The organism is Pseudomonas sp. K8, assembly GCF_014889455.1.
GTDB classification, from domain to species: Bacteria; Pseudomonadota; Gammaproteobacteria; order Pseudomonadales; family Pseudomonadaceae; genus Aquipseudomonas; species Aquipseudomonas veronii.
Window position 1 is genome coordinate 66,889 of sequence record NZ_VJWO01000018.1, and the last position, 17,997, is coordinate 84,885.

Sequence of the window (17,997 nt, forward strand, 5' to 3'; positions counted from 1 at the left end):
AGTGGCTACTGCGATGCACGAAATGTCGGCCACTGTGCATGAAGTTGCGCGGAATGCGGAACAAGCTTCCGTTGCCGCATCAGAGGCCGATGCTCAGGCGCGCGCTGGTGACAAAGTAGTCGCGGAAGCCATCGCCCAGATTGAGCGTTTGTCCAGCGAAGTCGGGCGTTCAGCGGAAGCTATGAATGAGCTTGAACAAGAAAGTGGGCGCATCGTTAAGATCATGGACGTGATCAAGGCGGTGGCTGAGCAAACTAATTTATTGGCCCTTAACGCGGCCATTGAGGCTGCTCGCGCAGGTGAGGCAGGGCGCGGTTTTGCAGTGGTCGCTGACGAAGTACGAGGACTGGCTCAGCGTACTCAGCAGTCCACTGAGGAAATAGAAAGCTTGGTGGCAGGCTTGCAAGGTGGAACACGTCAGGTGTCCAGTATTATGCAGAGCAGCCGCGAACTAACCGATAGCACTGTGGCGTTGGCAGGTAAAGCAGGCGCATCTTTAGCTAGCATCACTCAGACGGTTTCCGGGATTCAAGCCATGAACCGACAGATTGCTGCCGCCGCAGTACAACAAAGTTCGGTGGCGGAGGAAATAAGCCGCAGCATTTTGAGTGTACGCGACGTGTCTGAGCAGACCGCCTCAGCTAGTGAGGAGACGGCGGCCTCCAGTATCGAACTCGCGCGCTTGGGGGTACAGTTACAGCAACTTGTCAGTCACTTCAAGGTTTGACCGATGAGCCGTTCCCTCGACCTTGCTTCATCTTTCAAGCTCGGCGCATTAGGACGCCTGGATTCGACAGCGAGGTCGATCTGGTCAAGCGAGTACGCAGTATTCTGTCGATAGTCATCGTTTTACCTCGTCTCGGAATGGAGTGAACATTGTTGAGGACTTCATCAAACCAGTGCTCGAGCAGCAGGTTTCTTCCGGCTGAATCGCCACGGACTCTCTAGACACTTTGCAAGCTCATTGCGTAACGCTGATTGGCGCGCCATTCATGGACGATGACGTGTCCAACAGCAGTATGCAGGGGCATCGTTGCTCCGGATTCTCTGCAAACTCGGCGTCCGCAAAAGGTTGCTGCTCAAAATCGGTCATCTTGTCCCCTTTCAGTCCCTGACGAAGCTGTCATACGTGATGGCACGATAACATCGCGGATCATAGAACGCACAAAATGATAGGGACAGCCTTCCGCAGCAGCGTCTCTCCCACCCCGCCCAGACGCCGTGATGGACAGGCTTGCTACCCGCATCTTCTTCCTCTGAAGTTGCCCCGCCACCTTTACGACCGAAGCGTCTCACCAATTTCCTCAATGGCAAAACCAACGTCATGGCCGGCACGAATCAACTCCGCAAACCGCAGCATCACTGAGGAACTGACATCGTGGGCCAACGCTATGGTCATCAATTCCCGTATCGGTTCGTCAAGCTCTGCTCCGACACTAGGTGAACACCCCTGCCCGGTGAGCCAGGTAACAAGGGAAGAGACCATGTGCCCTGAGGTATTTTCGTCAACACTCAGAATTTCACCCAGCACCATGCCCAATGTTCCGGCGGGATGCTGGTCCGGGCGGCTCCATGACTTGAGTTCAATCGACTCGCGCCGCACCTTCTCCAGGTTCCGCCGAATCTTCCCGGGAATGGTCGCAGCCGCTTTTGGACGGTTGTAGTACTCGCGATTAGCTAAACTTGCGGCATCTCTGACAACCTTCCAGACCACCGACCAGAGCTGCGAGACACTATAGGTTTCCAGTGCTGATCGCAGGGTACTTTTAATTTCTTCCAGCTCTTGTTCAGTGAGTTCATGGTTATAGAGTTCGCATTGGATACCCAGATAGCGCATAACATCAGCAGCTGAGTAATCAAGCCACAGATTGAAGATCCCTTCCGCGTCTGTGTACACCCTATCCGACAGACTCCGGATAACCTCGTCTGCACTTCGTGATTCAGCATCGGGTGCCAAACGGTAAACCACTTGGTCCCTCACCATCCAAATCTCATCGCCCTCCCAGTAGTAGGTGCCCGGCCTGGCCTTGCTGGGATCATCAAGGACCAGCCCCGCCTCGCGCAACTGCAGCACAAAGTCACCGATATATAGTGGTGCGAGTCCTCGGCAATCACCTATTGTGAAACCGCCATTGGCCAGTCTCGGTGTAATGGCCCTGTCTAACGCCAACAGCATCAGCACATGAGCATCCGGAATCGCTGAGTAGTCCACCGTTCGGGTTGACTGATTGCGGCAGAATTCTGCCAACTGCCGCTCAAGCTCCGCAGCTTTCGACCTTTTAGCTTCCAGCGCAATGTCATCCTGGTCTTTCTGACACAACGTACAGAGCTTGATGGCTGGCTGGGGGAGCTTCTTAGCCTGTGAGCGATTCTTTATTTCGATCAATTCTGCGCATTTGGGGCAGACCTGATTTTCATCGAACGCGTTGCAACGCTGCCGTATGAAACTGGTCAGCGTAACGCCCTGAGCCATTTCAATGAGGCCCGCTAGCGCGCTCACTTTTTCGAGGTATTGCCCGAACTCATCGACGGCCCAATAACGCTCGATCAACTCAATTTCTTTAGGGTCTTCGGTCAACATTTGTAGCCTGATTGCCATGTAAAGGTCCTTTTTCATTCGTCGTTCATTCATCTCAGCACTGGCTGTTTTTCGTGGTATTGCTCAGCGTCGCGTAACGTCGACGGCGATCTTTTTGCTCCGTCCTTCTTCCAGCAACGTCCTCGGCAGCACAAACCCTTCAAAACTGCGCTGGGTAACCGGGTTATTTGCCTTCTCTGCCCCAATCCGATAACGCATCAACCCATCAGCGACTGAAAAGGTCAGGTCCACGCTGGTGTCGGTCCTGCCATTGAGGTGCCCACGACTGAGCAGCCGGAACAACGACCACGGCCCGCGATAGCTCATGCTGGCGGTGTTGCCGGTGCTGTGTACCAGGGTCAGTTGGCTGCCATTGGTGTTGCCCAGGCTGTTGGGCCACACCAGCCCCGTGCGTTGCGGCGCGCCATGCTGGTAAGGGATCAGTTGGCCGTCGACGCTGAGCATGCTGCTCAGGCGGGTGGCGCTCAGGGCCAGGGGTTCGATGGTGAGTTGCACGGCCAAGTGGCCGCGATGGTTGAAGAAGGTGTCGCGGATGCGCTCGACTTTTTTCAGTTGTTCCAGCACGTCGCTGCGTACCAGGTAGCCGCCGAGGCTGTCGGAGTACAGGGCGTCGAGGTTGTCTTTGAGGAACACGTTCAGGTACTGATCGTGGAACTGCTGCAGGCGCCCTTGTGGGCCGAAGAAGGCTTCGAAGTCTTCCAGCGAAGCGTCCTCGCCGCTGGCCTTGAACGGGTAGCGGCCTGCCAGACGGTCGCGGTAGAAGCTGTAGATTTCGCTGTCCCAGCGTTTTTCCAGTTCGCGCAAGGCGGCGATTACCAGAACCTGTGAGGTCTGGTCGGCGAGTTTTTTGACGTGCTGGTTCAGCGGTTCGGGCAGGCCCACGGCGACGCGCTGCAGGTTGGCAATCGGGTCAGCGCCGTCCAGGGAGAAGCGGTTGAGTACGGTTTTCAGCGCCGCCTTGCCGGGATCGGGGTTGTCGTGCACGGTTTTGGCATAGTCGTAGACGGCACTGACCGAACGCAGGGTTTCTTCGTAGTAAGACGGCTGCTCGCCTCGTGCGGTGATCAGCTCTGAAAGACTGGAGAATGCGCGCCGAATCCCTGCTGCCTGTTGTTGCCCCTCTGGCATCTTGTCCAGCTTGAGCGGCGCCTGCCCTTCAGCCAAGGGCACGGTCGGGTAGATCACGCTGTTGTCGCGCAGGGTTTCCAGCAACCGTCGTAGCGGTGCGGCCGGGCCGGTGACTTGTTCGAGTACCGCCACGCCGTGGCTGAGGTCGTCGAAGTCGGTGACCGCGAACTGATTCAGCGCACGTCGCCAGCTGTCGACGTAATCGGCGCTGTATAACGCACGGACCCGCTGGGTCAGTACTTTGCGGTCTTCGTCGGAGTAGTCCAGACGTTGGCGTTCGCCAAGCACCCACTGGTCGATCATCGCCAGTTCGATGATGCCCTCGGTACCGGGTTCGAAGTAGTCCTTGAAACCCTTGGCGGTGAGCAGCGGCGGCAACTGCAGGCCGCTACCCTCTTGATTGGTGTTCAGTGGGCTGTAGACGATATCGAACGCGGGGCCGACCTCGTTGCGCAGATCCAGCGGGCGATGCAAACGTTCCAGGGCATCCTGTTTCAGGCTCATATAGACCCGTTCGGCCATGGGCAACTGGCGCAGTTGTTGCTGCATCTGGGCAATGCGTTCACGGTAGTGCGGCAGGTCAGCGTCGGCATATTTCAGTGCGTAGCCCAGGTGCCCCATCAGATCGGCCTGCAACTGGCCCTGGCCCGGATAGGCGCGCTGCCATTGCTTGGCGACCCATTCTTCGACGATGGCCGGGCGACGGTTTTGCCGCTCTTCGAGCATGCGGTAGACGCGCAGGGCCGCCAGTTGCTGATTGCTGCCGGCGGGCGCAGTGTTGATTGCATCCAACACACCGCTGGCAATCGCCGGGAGGAAGCGTTTGGACAGCAGATTCAGGTACGCCTCATCCACGGTAGGGCCAATCGCCCTCCCCTGGTACAACCCCATATCCGACAGCAACGGCCAGGCTTGGCGATAGTCGCCATAGACCAGCACCGCATCACGAATCTGGTCCAGGGGCAACAACAGGTTGCGGCCGGTAGGGTCGACCTTGGCGTCGATATCCCGCTCACTGAACTCCTGGCTCTTGGCCAAGACGTTGGCCGCCTTGTCACGGTTGATATTGAAATAAAACTGCCAGGTGCCGATGACGACCAAACAGCCCAGGGATGCGACGCTGAACCCAGCGATCAGCAACCGCCGCTTGCTGCGGGCCACCTTGATGTTGTCGCCCGCCAGGCCCGCTTCGGGATAGATCACCCGCTGGAACAGTTGCTGGGCAAAGTAGATCACCGTGCCACCGGCTGGTTTAACTTCGGGTGGCGGTGGCGGCAGTTGATAGGCTTGCCCCGCTTCTTTGACGAAAGCGTTGCTCAGGGTGCCCTGCTGCAACACCGAAGAGAAATACAGTCCGCGCACCAACGCCGGGGTAGTGAAACGGTCGCTGCCGAGCATTTCGCTGAGGAAGCCGAACAATGCCGGGCGCAAGCCCGCCATCTGATGCATCAGCGCCTGCAAGCGATCACGCTCATCCAATGTACGCGACTCCCTGGTGCTGTTGAAAACCTGCTCGGTCAGGCAGGCGACAAAGGTTTGGTATTGGCGCGTCAGTTCCGCCAGCCAGGCATCAAAATCATCCACCGCGTCCAGGCTGAAAGTGAAGCCCAGCAGGTCCTCGCGCCCGCTGCGCGATAACCGGGCGAAGAATTCTTCAAAGCCTTCCAACAGGTCGAACTTGCTCAGCGTGATGTACACCGGTAAGCGCGTGCCCAATTGCCGCGTCAGTTCAAACAACCGGGTGCGCAGCAGGTTGGCGTGGGCCTTGCGTTGTTCAGGACGTTGCGCCAACAAGACCTGCACATCGATCACCAGCACCACGCCGTTCAATGCGCGACGGCTGCGGTTGCGCGTTAGCCAGTCGAGCAGGTGCGACCAAAGGCGCGCATGGGTGCCACTGGGTAACACCGGTTTGACCTTGCCCTGCTGCTCGATGTCTTCAGCCGGTGAATCCGAGTGACTGAGGAACTCACCCGGCGGGTCGATCAAAACTGCTTCGTCGCCAATCCACCAATCCACCGGATAGGCCAATTGCTCTTCCTGATGCGCCCTGACCCCTGCTTTGGTCACATGGGACAAGGCAAAGCTCTGGTTGGAGCGGGTGATCAGGCTGGTCTTGCCGGCATTTTCCTCACCCAGCACCAGGTACCACGGCAGCTGATAGAGCGAGCGGCGACGCTCCATGTTGTTCAGCAAATTGCCCAGGCTGCGGTCCAGCGCACGCTCCTGCGCCTCGATATAAGGCAGACAAGGATCGGCCTGCACCGCCGCCTCATGCTGACGTTCAACCTGCAGACGCTGGTAACGATTGCGCACCCGCCACGCCCAGATCAGCAGCGGCACCACCAGCACAACGACACTGGCCGAGACGCGCATTGCCAGTTCACCCAGCGGCTGACGCTCGCGCCAGGTCCACTGCGGGCCCAGCCACCAGATGGCGATCAACAAAAACACCACGCCCAGCAGCACCAATACTGGCACCGCTTGGTTGAACTGACGCAGCACCGGCAGGCCCCAGCGTTTTACGTAACTCCAGACCGTCTTCATGAATCGCTCCTTGCGTATTTATGGAATTCGTTGCCTACAGATGGCACGAACGCGTTTGTTTTTGCGTCTGCTAACGCCACAGTCATGGTCATGGCTTGCGCTTTTCAAAGCTGGCGATGAACTCATCAAGGATGCGTTTGTTTTCGGCCGCTTCCTCGGCACTGGGCCCGCGAATGGTGGCCCAAGGATCCGGCTTGAGCGCAACGGCACCGTAGCGGATGCGCACGGACTTCAAAATTGCGTCCCAGACGGCCATGGCTTCGTAATCGGTGAGGGATGGGTTGACGGGATCTGGTGACGCAGGTTGTTGCCAGAGCGGCAGTTCGTAGCCCTTGTTGGCGAATTGGGGAAGGGTCCAGCGCACAAGGTCTTCAGGTTCATCGGGGTCAATTGGACCAGCGCTCATGCCCCCTGCTGAAAGGCGGATACTCATGGCGGGGCGACTTAGTGAGGGGTTGTCTCGATAGTTCTCGCTCACGAAGAGAATTTGACGGTGAGTGTCGTCACTGAAACCGATCAGGGACTCCTCGGCTTGCATATCCGCTAATGTGATTTTTCCAGCGCGCAAATTTTCATAATCGCCAGCGAGAAAAATCTGTGTGTCTTTTTGGGTGCGAACGTGCAAGCGCTCGTCGTCATCCGGTGACAGCGCGTTGATATAGATGTTCAGCGAGACATCCGAAGCAGGCGGGCGAAAGTAAAAACTGGCAATCTCCTGATCGTGATGGCTTCTGATCACAACAGGTCCCAACGCAAAGCCCGCACCTGCGTTTTCCGGCGCAACTTTGAATATTTCCTTGGACAGCTTTAACAGCCGGGCCTCAACGGGGGCTGTGTTGCCGTTGTAGGACTCGGCGCGGAGCATGATGTAGGCATCGTCTACCAGCAGGTGGAACTCATGAACGAAGGTATCCGGGAGTTCGGTGCTCTCGAAATACTGCAGCGTTACACTTTGCGGCGAGAGCCGTACCGCCGACACCAACATGGATGCATCAGACAACTTATAGTTTTTAATCGCCGCGATTCGATGCGACCGCTCATTCAAGGCGGCGTCAAACCGTTGTTGTGTCACGCCTTCTCCCAACACCCGCACCTCAACCGACGAGTGATCGGCGCCCAGCCCGTAGTACAGCTTCACATCGCCGCCGCCAGTCCAGTTGGCGGGCAAGTCGATCAGGCCCCGGCCCAACGCCCAGGTGCGCATGTGGGTAGTCATTTCGCTCACGTTGTGTTTCTCCTGTTCGCTGGGTTGTTTGAAGGTGGTACATGCGGTGAGGGAACCCAGCACCAGGCAGGCAAAAAAAACGGTCAGTTGACGCATACTCATCAACCCTCCTTCCACGGATCCGCCTTCGGCTTCTCGAAGCTGGCGATGAACTCATCCAGGATGCGTTTGCTTTCAGCCGCCTCCTCAGCGCTGGGGCCGCAATAGTTGGCCCATGGGTCTGGCTTGGGCGCGACGGCGCCGTAGCGGATGCGCACAGACTTGAGGATCGCGTCCCACACGGCCATGGCTTCGTAGTCGGTCAGTGAGGGGTTGACGGGCTCTGGGCTTGCGGGGCGCTGCCAGAGCGGCAGCTCGTAGCCTTTGTTGGCGAACTGGGGAAGGGTCCAGCGGACGAGGTCCTCGGGCTCATTTGGATCGTCAGGTCCGGTTTTCATCCCTCCTGCTGATAAACGCAAGCTCATGGCAGGCCGGCTTAGGGAAGGATCGGCTCGGTAGTTTTCACTCACGAAGAGTATTTGACGGTGAGTATCGTCACTGAAACCGATCAGGGACTCTTCGGCTTGCATTTCAGCCAGTGTGATTTTTCCGGCGCGTAAGTTTTCATAATCGCCAGCGAGAAAAATCTGTGTGTCTTTTTGGGTGCGGACGTGCAAGCGCTCGTCGTCATCCGGTGACAGCGCGTTGATATAGATGCTCAGCGAGACATCCGAAGCAGGTGGGCTGAAATCAAAGCTGGCAATCTCCTGATCGTGGTGGCTTCTGATCACGATAGGTCCCAACGCAAAGCCCGCACCTGCGTTTTCCGGTGCAACTTTGAATATTTCCTTGGACAGCTTTAACAGCCGGGCCTCAACGGGGGCTGTGTTGCCGTTGTAGGACTCGGCGCGGAGCATGACGTAGGCATCGTCTACCAGCAGGTGGAATTCGTGAACGAAGGTTTGACGGCGTGATTCTCGCTTGTAGTACTGCAGCGTTACACTCTGCGGCGAGAGCCGTACTGCCGAAACCAGCATGGATGCATCCTGCAGTTCATCGTTTTTAATCGCCGCGATTCGATGCGACCGCTCATTCAAGGCGGCGTCAAACCGTTGTTGCGTCACGCCTTCTCCCAGCACCCGCACCTCAACCGACGAGTGATCGGCGCCCAGCCCGTAGTACAGCTTCACATCGCCGCCGCCAGTCCAGTTGGCGGGCAAGTCAATCAGGCCCCGGCCCAGCGCCCAGGTGCGCATGTGGGTAGTCATTTCGCTCACGTTGTGTTTCTCCTGTTCGCTGGGTTGTTTGAAGGTGGTACATGCGGTGAGTGGCCCGAGCACCAGGCAGGCCAAAAAAACGGTCATCCGACGCACAGGGGCTCCTTGGCTTTCGCCGCAATTTTGATGATTGAATAAAGGGTGAACTGCTGTGTTAACGGGTTGGTATAGGACGCTTCATGATCAAAGCCTGGGGCCTTGATTTGCTGGCGAACGCCACCATTGCGCGCCTGTTTTATCGGCGCGCTGCCCGAACTGACCGGTACGGTGCCGTCGCCGGAGCCGTCCTGCATTTTGCAATGCAGCTCCCAGTAGCTGGTCTGCACGGTTTTGACGGGCGCATCGGGATCGCCCCGCAGGGGCGGTATGGATTGTTCGTGGCCGCCGACGTAAACAGGGCTGCGGCCGTCATCCCTGACCTGATGCATCTGCAGATTTGAAACCGTGTAGCTATCGGGGCGTGAACCGTGAAGGCCATTGACAGTGGCCCCGCGAGTCATTTTCCAAGTGATGGACTCGAAGCTGGGGTGTTTGTCTTCACTGCCGTAGTAGACGTAGGTTTGAGGGTGGTAGGAGCCAGCGATTTTCTGATGAAACTCTTTCGCTTCGGATATGTTGTCCGCAAATATCTCCCACGTGATCGAATCGCCATCTTTCGGCGCCAACCATTCTTCACGCAGCAATCCCCACCAACGGTCACGGCGTAGATAGATCTCTTCATAAGGATCTTTTACCGGCTGACGCGGCATTGCCGAAAGGCCTTGGTCGTCGACCAGCCTCAGCCAGCCAGGCGTGTAATCCTGGTTCGGCAACAATTGCAAGGCACCGGGTGCCTGGGCGAAGACCGCCGTAACTTCTTGACCGGTCGGACCAATCACTGCACCGGCAATAGGGTCTTCATCTTTCATGCCGACCTTGCAACGGCGATAGGCAACTGGCGCGCCGGTTGCCGGCATGACGCCATGCACGACACCGGCAATTTTGTCGGCCATGCCGGGCAGTTGTGCGCACCGCCTTGCCACCAGCCCGCCCATGGAGTGCGTGACCAAAATTACCTGCTGACAATTGCGACCGTACTGGCGCATCAGTTCGTCAATGCGCTCAGCCAAACGACTTGCGGCGACTTTGTTGGAATCCAACCAGTTATACCCACACGCATGCACCGGCATCCGATAACCGCCACGCGCCACCAGCTCATCCGACACAATCGGCGGCAACTGACTGGCCAGGGTGGCACCCAGCCCTGGCATGCCGATGTTTAAAGCGGGCTTGAGACGGGTGATGTGAGTCGGCCCCGGTTCGACGGCGACGGTATGCAGGTGCTCCGGCCGAATATCGAATTGAGGCCACCGCTGGGGCACGAACTCGCTATTCAGGGTCTCTTCCAGCCAAAGAAGAAACGCGTGATAGCTGGTTTCGCTGACTTCGCCCCAGCCGCGCTCCTGATAGCGTTTAGTCAGGGCAAGCATTGTGCTTTTTTTGTCCGGCCCAGGCGTCGTCAAGACGGTGCCTACAGGCCGTTCGGGCACCGCGCCTTCTCTATCGACTTCCACCCTTTGCGGGTGTAACAGGCGCTGGCGTATGCCTGCCTTTTTGTTGATCCAGTTCACGGCCAGCCACACATTTTTGCCCATGAATCCAGCGTCCAGACGCCATACAGGAACCGCCTTTTCCTTTTCCTTGCGCTTGTCAGGCTTACTCTTCAAATTCGACCCCATAATCCCCGGCACAAAGATCACCGGCAGCACCCCCTCCGGCGGCAGCATGCATAGAACCGGGTCGGTGATATGGCTGGGCGTCAAGGCCCAGGTATGCACAGGATTGCCGCGTGCGTTATAGGCCATGGGCGCAATACGAGGCGCCGAAGGGTTATCGGTCATACGGGCTCTCCGTTTTCAAGCCATTCCAATTCAAGCCCTTCCAGCGTCATGCCCTGTTGCAGGGTGACGAAGCCTTCAGCATCGGTTCGCCCTTCAAAGCGTGCGCCGTCCTTGCGAACCAAGGCGTAGGCGCGGTTTCGGATAGGTTTCCCGTCGGAGAAGAGGGTCTGAAAGCGTTCGTTGAACGATGTGCTGGGCCAGCTATTGAGTTCGGTGGCGACATTGCTTGGGTCAATGAAGTACTTGTTCGCTGCCTTCACCGTGAAATTTCCCGGCATCCCCAGCTCGATATTGCCGCCCTGCATCTTGATATATGCCCCACCGCACAACAGGGTGATGTGCTTGTCCGCCGCCACCAGCACATGTTGCTGGCTGGCGCTGAGCTCCACGCTCTGATCCGCCTGCACCCGGATGCTGTTGTGCTGGGCCTGCAACAGCAGTTGGCCGTTATGGGCGATATGGCGCATGTCGCCGCCTTGGGCAAACAGACCGATTTCGTCGCCTGCATTGATCACCACTTTTTTGCCGGCGGTGAGTTGCTGGTTTTGTTGTGCCACGCTATCGATATGCTCGCCTGCGCCTATGGCGATGCTGCGGGACGTCGCGGCAGCGATGCCGGCAGGCCCACTTAACGCGATGATGGGTTGCGCGCCATTGCCGATGCCATTGGCCTGATCATTGGCACCATGGCCCAACGCGTTCACGGCATCAGTCAGGGACTGCTGCGGCTGCGCATCCAGGGCAATTGCCTGGGCGTTTTCGGCAGATGCTCCCAGCTGTTTGGCCAATGTCAGGGCGGCTTGCAATACATCAATCACCTGCTGGCGTTCTAGCTGACCCGCACCGGCCTTCAGTTGCGCTTCGGCAGTCAGCAACAATCCTTTTGCTGCACGCAACGCACCATGACCATCCGTGCGTAATTCAAAGCCTTCGCCCCTTGGCCGACCACCACCATAGTGACGTGGATGCGTGAGGTAACCCAGGTGCAGAGCGCTGTGCGTGTGCTCGCTCATTAATGCCGCACTGATTTGCCCGGTGGTGTCGTCAATACGCAACTCATTGGCTTGGGTGCCGCCAAACTCGCGGCTTTTGGTTGTTGCTATAGCTTTCAGCTTGGGTAGCTCATAGGGCGGCAAATTGGTCTGCCGGTACGCTCGCCCAATGGCGATCGGCTGATCGGGATCTCCGTCCAGATGGCTGATCACCAATTCCTGACCCACACGGGGGATGGCCATCGAGCCCCAGGTCGCGCCGGCCCAGCCTTGGGTGACGCGGATCCAGCACGAGCTGTGGTCGTTGTTTTTGTCCGAGCGATCCCACGGGAATTGCACCTTGATCCGGCCCCATTCATCGCAATAGATCTCCTCACCCGGCGGGCCGACCACGGTGGCGATCTGCGGGCCGTCGATACGGGGTTTGTTGGGCAGAGGAGCTTTCCAGTCAGAGGTCCAGCGGATGGCCGTGGCCTTCACTTCATAGGAAGTGCCGCTGTCACTGCCAAACGCTTCTTCCTGCAAGCTGGTGTGCTGCTTGCCTTCATGCTTGATGGCAATGGTGCGCCAGCGATCATTGAAGTCTTCGCGCGGGTGGTCGTTGAGGTCGAAGGCCAACCCCGGTTGCAGGCGTTCGTCGTCACCTTCCACATGGGCCAGCTTGGCGTCATTGCGCAGGGCGGCCAGGCGGGTTTTGGTAAAAGGCTTGCCGGCAATATCGCGTTTGTAGCGGCCGGGATAGTCGTAGCGTTCGTAATCCTTGTGCTGGTTGTTCAGGTCCTGGTCGCCGGTCGCGGTGTGCTGCTGGTTGTAGAGCGGGTGGGTGAAGGTGTAGTCGCGTTGCACTTGTACGGCGGTGCGCACTTGTTCGGTGTAGTGGAAGCGGGTCAACGCCGGTTCCATGGAATCGCCGCCACCCATGGGCTGGTAGATCACCGGGCAATCGGTGTGGGTGCCGATGGTGCCCAGGCCGCCGACGCGGTCGGTAAGAACGAGGGTGTGGCCGTCGGCGCGGTGTTCGAAGGTGTAGAGCAGGCCTTCCTCGGCGGCGAGGCGGGTGATGAAGTCGAGGTCGGTTTCGCCGGCCTGTACGCAGTATTCGCGGGGTTGGTGCTCGAAGCAGATTTCGCTGCGGATGTCGGTCAGTTTCTGCTCGGCCAGCATGCTGGTGATGATGTCGGGCGCGGTCTGGGCCTGGAAGATGCGCCAGTTGGAGCGCAGATCGAAACGCTTCAGGGTCGGTTCGACCACGGCGGTGTAGCGGGTGCGGCGAAAGCCGGTGTCGCCCTGTTGGAACAGGCTGACCAGTCCATGCACGTAACGTACCGGAGTTTCACCGCGCCAGATCGTGAACAGCCCCGCCAGGTCGAGCACGTTATTGAAGTCGATGGCGGCGTTGTGGTTGGCCAGTTCCAGGGTGAGCTTGAACGGCTGGGACAGGCTTTCGTCGAGCTTGAACGAAATCACGTCGAAGGCGTCGCCTTTCAGGGGTTCGAAGGTAAAACGCAGATCGCTTTGGCGGGGCACGTGACTAGTCCTTACGTTCACTGATAATGGTTGCCACCTTCTGATACAACTCCGGCTCCCACCCCTGCGCCGCGGTCTCGCGCATCAACCGCGCCACACTGGCGTACAGGTCATCCGCCAGCCACGACAAGCCACGCGAGGCCAACAGGTCGGCAGCAATCACTGTGGCGTAGCTGCGCTGGCGCGGAGCCTCATGGGTGGCGTGCAGTTCCTGCAGGCGCAGCAGCACCACTTCCACGCCTTCGGTATTGAGCTGGGTGGTCAGTTCGTCGCGCAGGCCGGCGTATTCCTGCACCGGGCTGCCGGTGGTTTGCGCCTGGTCGGCGCCGGTGATCCAGGCCTGGGTTTGCACATCCACGAACGGTGTGCCGTCGCTGAAGCACAACTCCAGCAAGGCCGGCAAACGGCAGACAAACCGCTCGCAGGTCTGGCGAATGGCGGCCGCCACTTCTTCCATCGCCAGGCGCGAGGCGACCTCGGCGGCCAGGTAACTGCCGCGTAGCCAGTACGGCGAGGCGCAGACGCTTTTTTCGATGCGCAGCAGCAGGTTCGGCTCAATGGCGTTGTGGTTCAGCGCGTCCTGGTAGCCGTCGACGATATCCTTGGGCACGGCGGTCAATTCGGTGCGACGGTCGCGGGTGATGGGCGGCGCAGTACGCAAATGCGACCACAGGCCGAATCGTCGTAGTTGGTAGCCGGTGGGGTCGTAGGGATCTTGTTGGTTGATCTGCTCGGCCATGTTCAACACGGCGCGGCGTTGTTCGCGCTCGTTGCTCGGCGCTTGCGGTTTGGGGAGGGCGAAAAAGGCCGACTCCAGCACACTGCCGGAGGCGGCCGCACGGGCGGGCTCAGTAGCAACGACCGGCTCGCTGTATTTGTCCAGCTGGCGTTGCAACGCGTCCAACGGGGCCGGGTCGAGCTTGGCGATTTCGACACAGTGTTGCAGGTTGGCCAGGGCCAGTTCCGCCGCGGCTTGGTAGGCCGGTTCAAAACTGCTGCGCTCCAGGGTCGGCAACACCTGCCCCAGGTCGCCCAACAGGCGCTGCACTTGCTTGCGTTTGTTCAGGTAGCCGGTGGGGCCGGGCTTGGGGTGAGCGCTGTCCCAATACAACTCGACCATGCCGGCCAACAAACCCAGGGCATCGGCCCAGCGCGCCCATTGCCGGGTGCGCAGCCACACCACCTGTAGGTGCGCGACGACCCGCCAGTGCTTGCACTGGGTCGCCAGGTATTGGCGGGAGGCTTCGTCGATATACGGCCAGTCGATATCGCCTTCACGCAGGCCGCCGAGCTTGACCATCTCTTGGTCGATGGCCTGGTAGGTTTCATCCTCCACATCGAAATGCCCGGCAGGTTGCTCCGGGTCGATGGGGGTCAGCAGCAACTTGACAGTGTCCGCCGGCACGTCGATTACCAGCGACATACTTGGCGCTCCTGTTCGATCAGTTCACCCAGCCCTTCAGCGTCGAAGACCAGGCCGTGCAGCCGCGGATAGTCGCTCTCCAGTCGTAGACGCTGGCCACCGCCCATATTGCGCAACAAGGCAATCGCCTGCAGCCCGCGCCCGGCGTCGACCACCAGACCCGCGTCGTCCAGCACCTGCCACTGATAAGCCCCGGAGACTGGGCGCTCATCCTTGAACAGTTGGATGCGAATCTTGTTAGGCTTGGCCGGTTCATCCAGCACCAACTGCAGGCGCGAGATTTTCGACTCACAACTGATGGCCAAGTAAGGCCGAGGCGGTAGCGCGCCCAACGCTGGGGCTGAGATCACCAGCCGCTGTTGCTGGTCGTTGTCCGGCTCCGGGAATGACGACAACAGAAAACGCTGATCCTCGGATGGACGCTTGGCCTCATTGCGTTGGACCAGATCGACAATCGGCAACACCCGGCCCAGGGCACGTGGCGGCGCAGGTGGCTGATGAATGGGCGTGCCGGCCGCCAGATCAAAGCATTCCAGGCGTTTCAAGGGCGAGACGATGGCAGGGCAATCCTGGGTCGCTGCCCGCGCCTCCATTACCGCCACAACCGTCAGGCAGAGCGCCCATTTCCATCCTCGCCATCCGTTGCGCATCAACGCCTCCTGAATATGCCTCGTTGAATCCAAACCGGATATTTTTCAACTTTCGAACTAACGCGGCTTAGACCGAAAGTTAAATTCATTAACTTGCAAAGCGTCACCCGCCCTCAATGGATAGGCAAGTAAAAGACGAGCAACACACTGCCAAATCGAGAATAAAAAGAGATATCTTTCAGATAGCTCCATAGCGAGCGTAGGAAATTTAGAAATCCTTATCGCGATGCCTTTTCCTACATCCAAAGCCCACGAATCGCGTCCATTTCGTCCTACAAGACAAACCTTGCAACAGCTGGTTCTAATACGCCGACCTTACGAAAAGGATTTTTCCAATGTCGAAAACTCAGGGTTCTGTCGCCCCAAAAGAACGCATCAACATCAAGTACGTCCCAGCCACAGGCGATCAACAAGCAGAAGTAGAGCTTCCCCTGAAGCTGTTGGTTACCGGCGACTTCAAAGGCCACGGTGAACTAACCGCCCTTGAAGACCGGCAATCCGTTCGAATAGATAAAGACACCTTCAATGAAGTACTCACCAAAGCCGAAGTTGCTCTGGACATGGCGGTGCCGTCTTTTCTGAACAACGATCAAGACACCGACTTGAACGTGCAACTTCAATTCAAAAGCATCAATGACTTCGGCCCCGATGCGATCGCCCGCCAAGTACCGGAGTTGAACAAGTTGCTGGAACTGCGCGAAGCCTTAGTTGCGCTCAAGGGCCCGATGGGCAATGTCCCGGCCTTTCGTAAACACCTGCAAAACCTGCTGACCGATGAAACCGCCCGTCAACGCCTGGCCAGTGAACTGAATCTGGTGCTCGACGCGCCCAACAACTGACTTGAACACCCTTCTCAACGGAGTACTCCCCATGCCTATGGAAAGCGCCGCCGCCAAAGTATTGGTGGCTGACGAACCGCCGTCGTTGCTTGACCAACTGCTGGCCAACACCACCATTCGCCCGTCCCAGGAAGGCTATGCCGTTGCCCGCCAAGGCGTGGCTGCGTTTATCAGCGAGATCCTGCAAAGCGGCGATCACCAGCAGCCGGTCAATAAGCACCGCGTCGACCAGATGATTGCCGAAATCGACCGCGCCTTGAGCAAGCAGATGGACGTGATTCTGCATCAACCGCAGTTCCAGCAACTGGAGTCGTCGTGGCGTGGTCTGAAGCTGTTGGTGGATCGCACGGATTTCCGCGAGAACATCAAGCTGGAAATGCTGCACGTCACCAAAGAAGAGCTGCTGGACGACTTCGACAACGCCGGCGACATCACCCGCAGCGGCTTGTACAAGCACGTCTACACCGCCGGTTATGGTCAGTTTGGCGGCGAACCAGTGGGCGCCATCGTCGGCAACTACACCTTTGGCCCCAGCTCGCCAGACATCAAGTTGCTCAGCTATGTGGCCTCCATCGGCGCCATGTCCCACGCGCCGTTTGTCTCGGCGGCCGGGCCTGAGCTCTTCAACCTCGAAGGGTTCCAGGGTCTGCCCGACCTCAAGGAAATCAGCGATATTTTCGAGGGGCCGCGCCACACCAAGTGGCGTGGTCTGCGGGAATCCGAGGATGCCCGCCATCTGGCCCTGACCCTGCCGCGCTTCCTGTTACGCACGCCGTACAGCACTGAAGACAACTCGGCGCGCAGCTTCGGCTATGACGAAACCGTCGACGGTAATCACGATAATTATCTGTGGGGTAACACCGCGTTTCTGATGGCCTCGCGCATCACCGACAGCTTCGCCCGCTACCGCTGGTGCCCGAACATCATCGGCCCGCAATCTGGCGGCGCGGTGGATGACCTGCCGGTGCACCTGTATGAATCCCTGGGCCAATTGCAGGCCAAGATCCCTACCGAAGTGCTGATCTCCGACCGCAAGGAGTTCGAGCTGGCCGAAGCCGGTTTCATCCCACTGACCATGCGCAAGGACAGCGACAACGCGGCGTTCTTCTCTGCCAACTCGGTACAAAAACCGAAGAACTTCCCCAAGACCCGCGAAGGCCAGGAAGCCCAGACCAACTACAAGCTTGGCACCCAGTTGCCGTACCTGTTTATCGTCAATCGCCTGGCCCACTACATCAAGGTGCTGCAACGCGAACAGATCGGCAGTTGGAAGGAACGCCAGGACCTGGAGCGCGAGCTGAACGACTGGCTTAAGCAGTACATCGCCGACCAGGAAAACCCTTCGTCCGATGTGCGCAGCCGTCGCCCCTTGCGCGCCGCAAAAGTCGTGGTGCAGGACGTGGAAGGCAATCCAGGCTGGTACCAGGTGTCGCTGGCCGTGCGCCCGCACTTCAAGTACATGGGCGCCAACTTCGAGATCTCCCTGGTCGGTCGGCTGGACACCCAATAAGTGGGCGCCAGCCTGTTCGAACGCTTGGAACCCGACGCACCGCGCTACCGCCCCGGCAGCGCGGATGAGCAGGCGCGCCAGCGGGTCGAGGCGATCAAACGCCACTTGGAACAGGTGCTCAACTCACGCCAGGGCTGCTCGCAAAGCAGCCCTGAACTGGGCCTGCGCGATTTCAACGGCGTCACCCAGGCCAGCAGTGACTTGGTGGTGGCCATCAGCGCAGATATCCGGCGCTCGGTGGAAGCGTTTGAACCGCGCATCAAGGTCAGGGGCGTACGTTTTCAGCCCGACCCGGACCTGCCACTGGAGCTGAACTTTCGCCTGGATTGCCAGGTGCAGGTCAACCACAAGGAAGAACAGGTGCAGATCGAGGTGGCCATGCACGGCCGCGACGGCTACACCCGCGTGCGATGAGGATGCA

At 58.7% G+C, this 17,997-nt stretch carries 12 protein-coding genes; 4 read left to right on the forward strand and 8 right to left on the reverse strand.

Annotated features, from left to right (window positions below):
• Window positions 1-13: 13 nt before the first annotated feature.
• A complete protein-coding gene (locus tag INT12_RS32000) occupies window positions 14-727 on the forward strand; it encodes a methyl-accepting chemotaxis protein (protein WP_371918765.1) in 714 nt (237 codons plus the stop codon).
• A gap of 549 nt (window positions 728-1,276) precedes the next feature.
• Here the strand turns inward: INT12_RS32000 and INT12_RS15000 are convergent.
• The 8 genes from INT12_RS15000 to vasI all read right to left on the reverse strand — a co-directional run bounded on the left by INT12_RS15000 (window position 1,277) and on the right by vasI (window position 15,227).
• Entirely contained in the window at window positions 1,277-2,617 is a 1,341-nt protein-coding gene (locus INT12_RS15000; protein ID WP_226926202.1) for a hypothetical protein, read from the reverse strand.
• 45 nt (window positions 2,618-2,662) lie between these two features.
• Entirely contained in the window at window positions 2,663-6,274 is a 3,612-nt protein-coding gene (tssM, locus tag INT12_RS15005) for a type VI secretion system membrane subunit TssM (protein ID WP_193040122.1), read from the reverse strand.
• 88 nt (window positions 6,275-6,362) lie between these two features.
• Complete coding sequence (locus INT12_RS15010) at window positions 6,363-7,601, reverse strand: T6SS immunity protein Tli4 family protein (protein ID WP_193058899.1); 1,239 nt, start codon at window positions 7,599-7,601, stop codon at window positions 6,363-6,365.
• Window positions 7,601-8,842: a T6SS immunity protein Tli4 family protein gene (locus INT12_RS15015; RefSeq protein ID WP_193058900.1), complete on the reverse strand. Its 1,242-nt coding sequence runs from the start codon at window positions 8,840-8,842 to the stop codon at window positions 7,601-7,603. The genes INT12_RS15010 and INT12_RS15015 overlap by 1 nt, the downstream gene beginning before the upstream one ends.
• Window positions 8,839-10,635 carry an esterase/lipase family protein gene (locus INT12_RS15020; protein WP_193040503.1) on the reverse strand — a complete coding sequence of 599 codons (1,797 nt, stop codon included), beginning with the start codon at window positions 10,633-10,635 and terminating at the stop codon, window positions 8,839-8,841. Before INT12_RS15020 ends, INT12_RS15015 begins: the two co-directional genes overlap by 4 nt.
• Window positions 10,632-13,154 (reverse strand): type VI secretion system Vgr family protein, encoded by a 2,523-nt coding sequence (locus INT12_RS15025; protein WP_193040502.1) that lies wholly within the window; start codon window positions 13,152-13,154, stop codon window positions 10,632-10,634. Before INT12_RS15025 ends, INT12_RS15020 begins: the two co-directional genes overlap by 4 nt.
• 4 nt (window positions 13,155-13,158) lie before the next feature.
• Window positions 13,159-14,577, reverse strand: a complete 1,419-nt coding sequence (gene tssA / locus INT12_RS15030; protein ID WP_169884029.1) for a type VI secretion system protein TssA — start codon at window positions 14,575-14,577, stop codon at window positions 13,159-13,161.
• On the reverse strand, window positions 14,565-15,227 hold the full coding sequence (vasI, locus tag INT12_RS15035; protein ID WP_226926203.1) for a type VI secretion system-associated protein VasI: 663 nt from the start codon (window positions 15,225-15,227) through the stop codon (window positions 14,565-14,567). The genes tssA and vasI overlap by 13 nt, the downstream gene beginning before the upstream one ends.
• 335 nt (window positions 15,228-15,562) lie before the next feature.
• Between vasI and tssB the strand changes: the two genes are divergently transcribed.
• Genes tssB through tssE form a run of 3 tightly spaced genes read left to right on the forward strand, consistent with a single transcriptional unit; the run spans window position 15,563 to window position 17,990 of the window.
• The gene (gene tssB, locus INT12_RS15040) at window positions 15,563-16,066 is read left to right on the forward strand and encodes a type VI secretion system contractile sheath small subunit (RefSeq protein WP_193040500.1); all 504 of its coding nucleotides are present in this window, start codon (window positions 15,563-15,565) and stop codon (window positions 16,064-16,066) included.
• 37 nt (window positions 16,067-16,103) lie between these two features.
• On the forward strand, window positions 16,104-17,576 hold the full coding sequence (tssC, locus tag INT12_RS15045) for a type VI secretion system contractile sheath large subunit (protein ID WP_032804672.1): 1,473 nt from the start codon (window positions 16,104-16,106) through the stop codon (window positions 17,574-17,576).
• On the forward strand, window positions 17,577-17,990 hold the full coding sequence (gene tssE / locus INT12_RS15050) for a type VI secretion system baseplate subunit TssE (protein WP_017847983.1): 414 nt from the start codon (window positions 17,577-17,579) through the stop codon (window positions 17,988-17,990).
• Window positions 17,991-17,997: the final 7 nt, after the last annotated feature.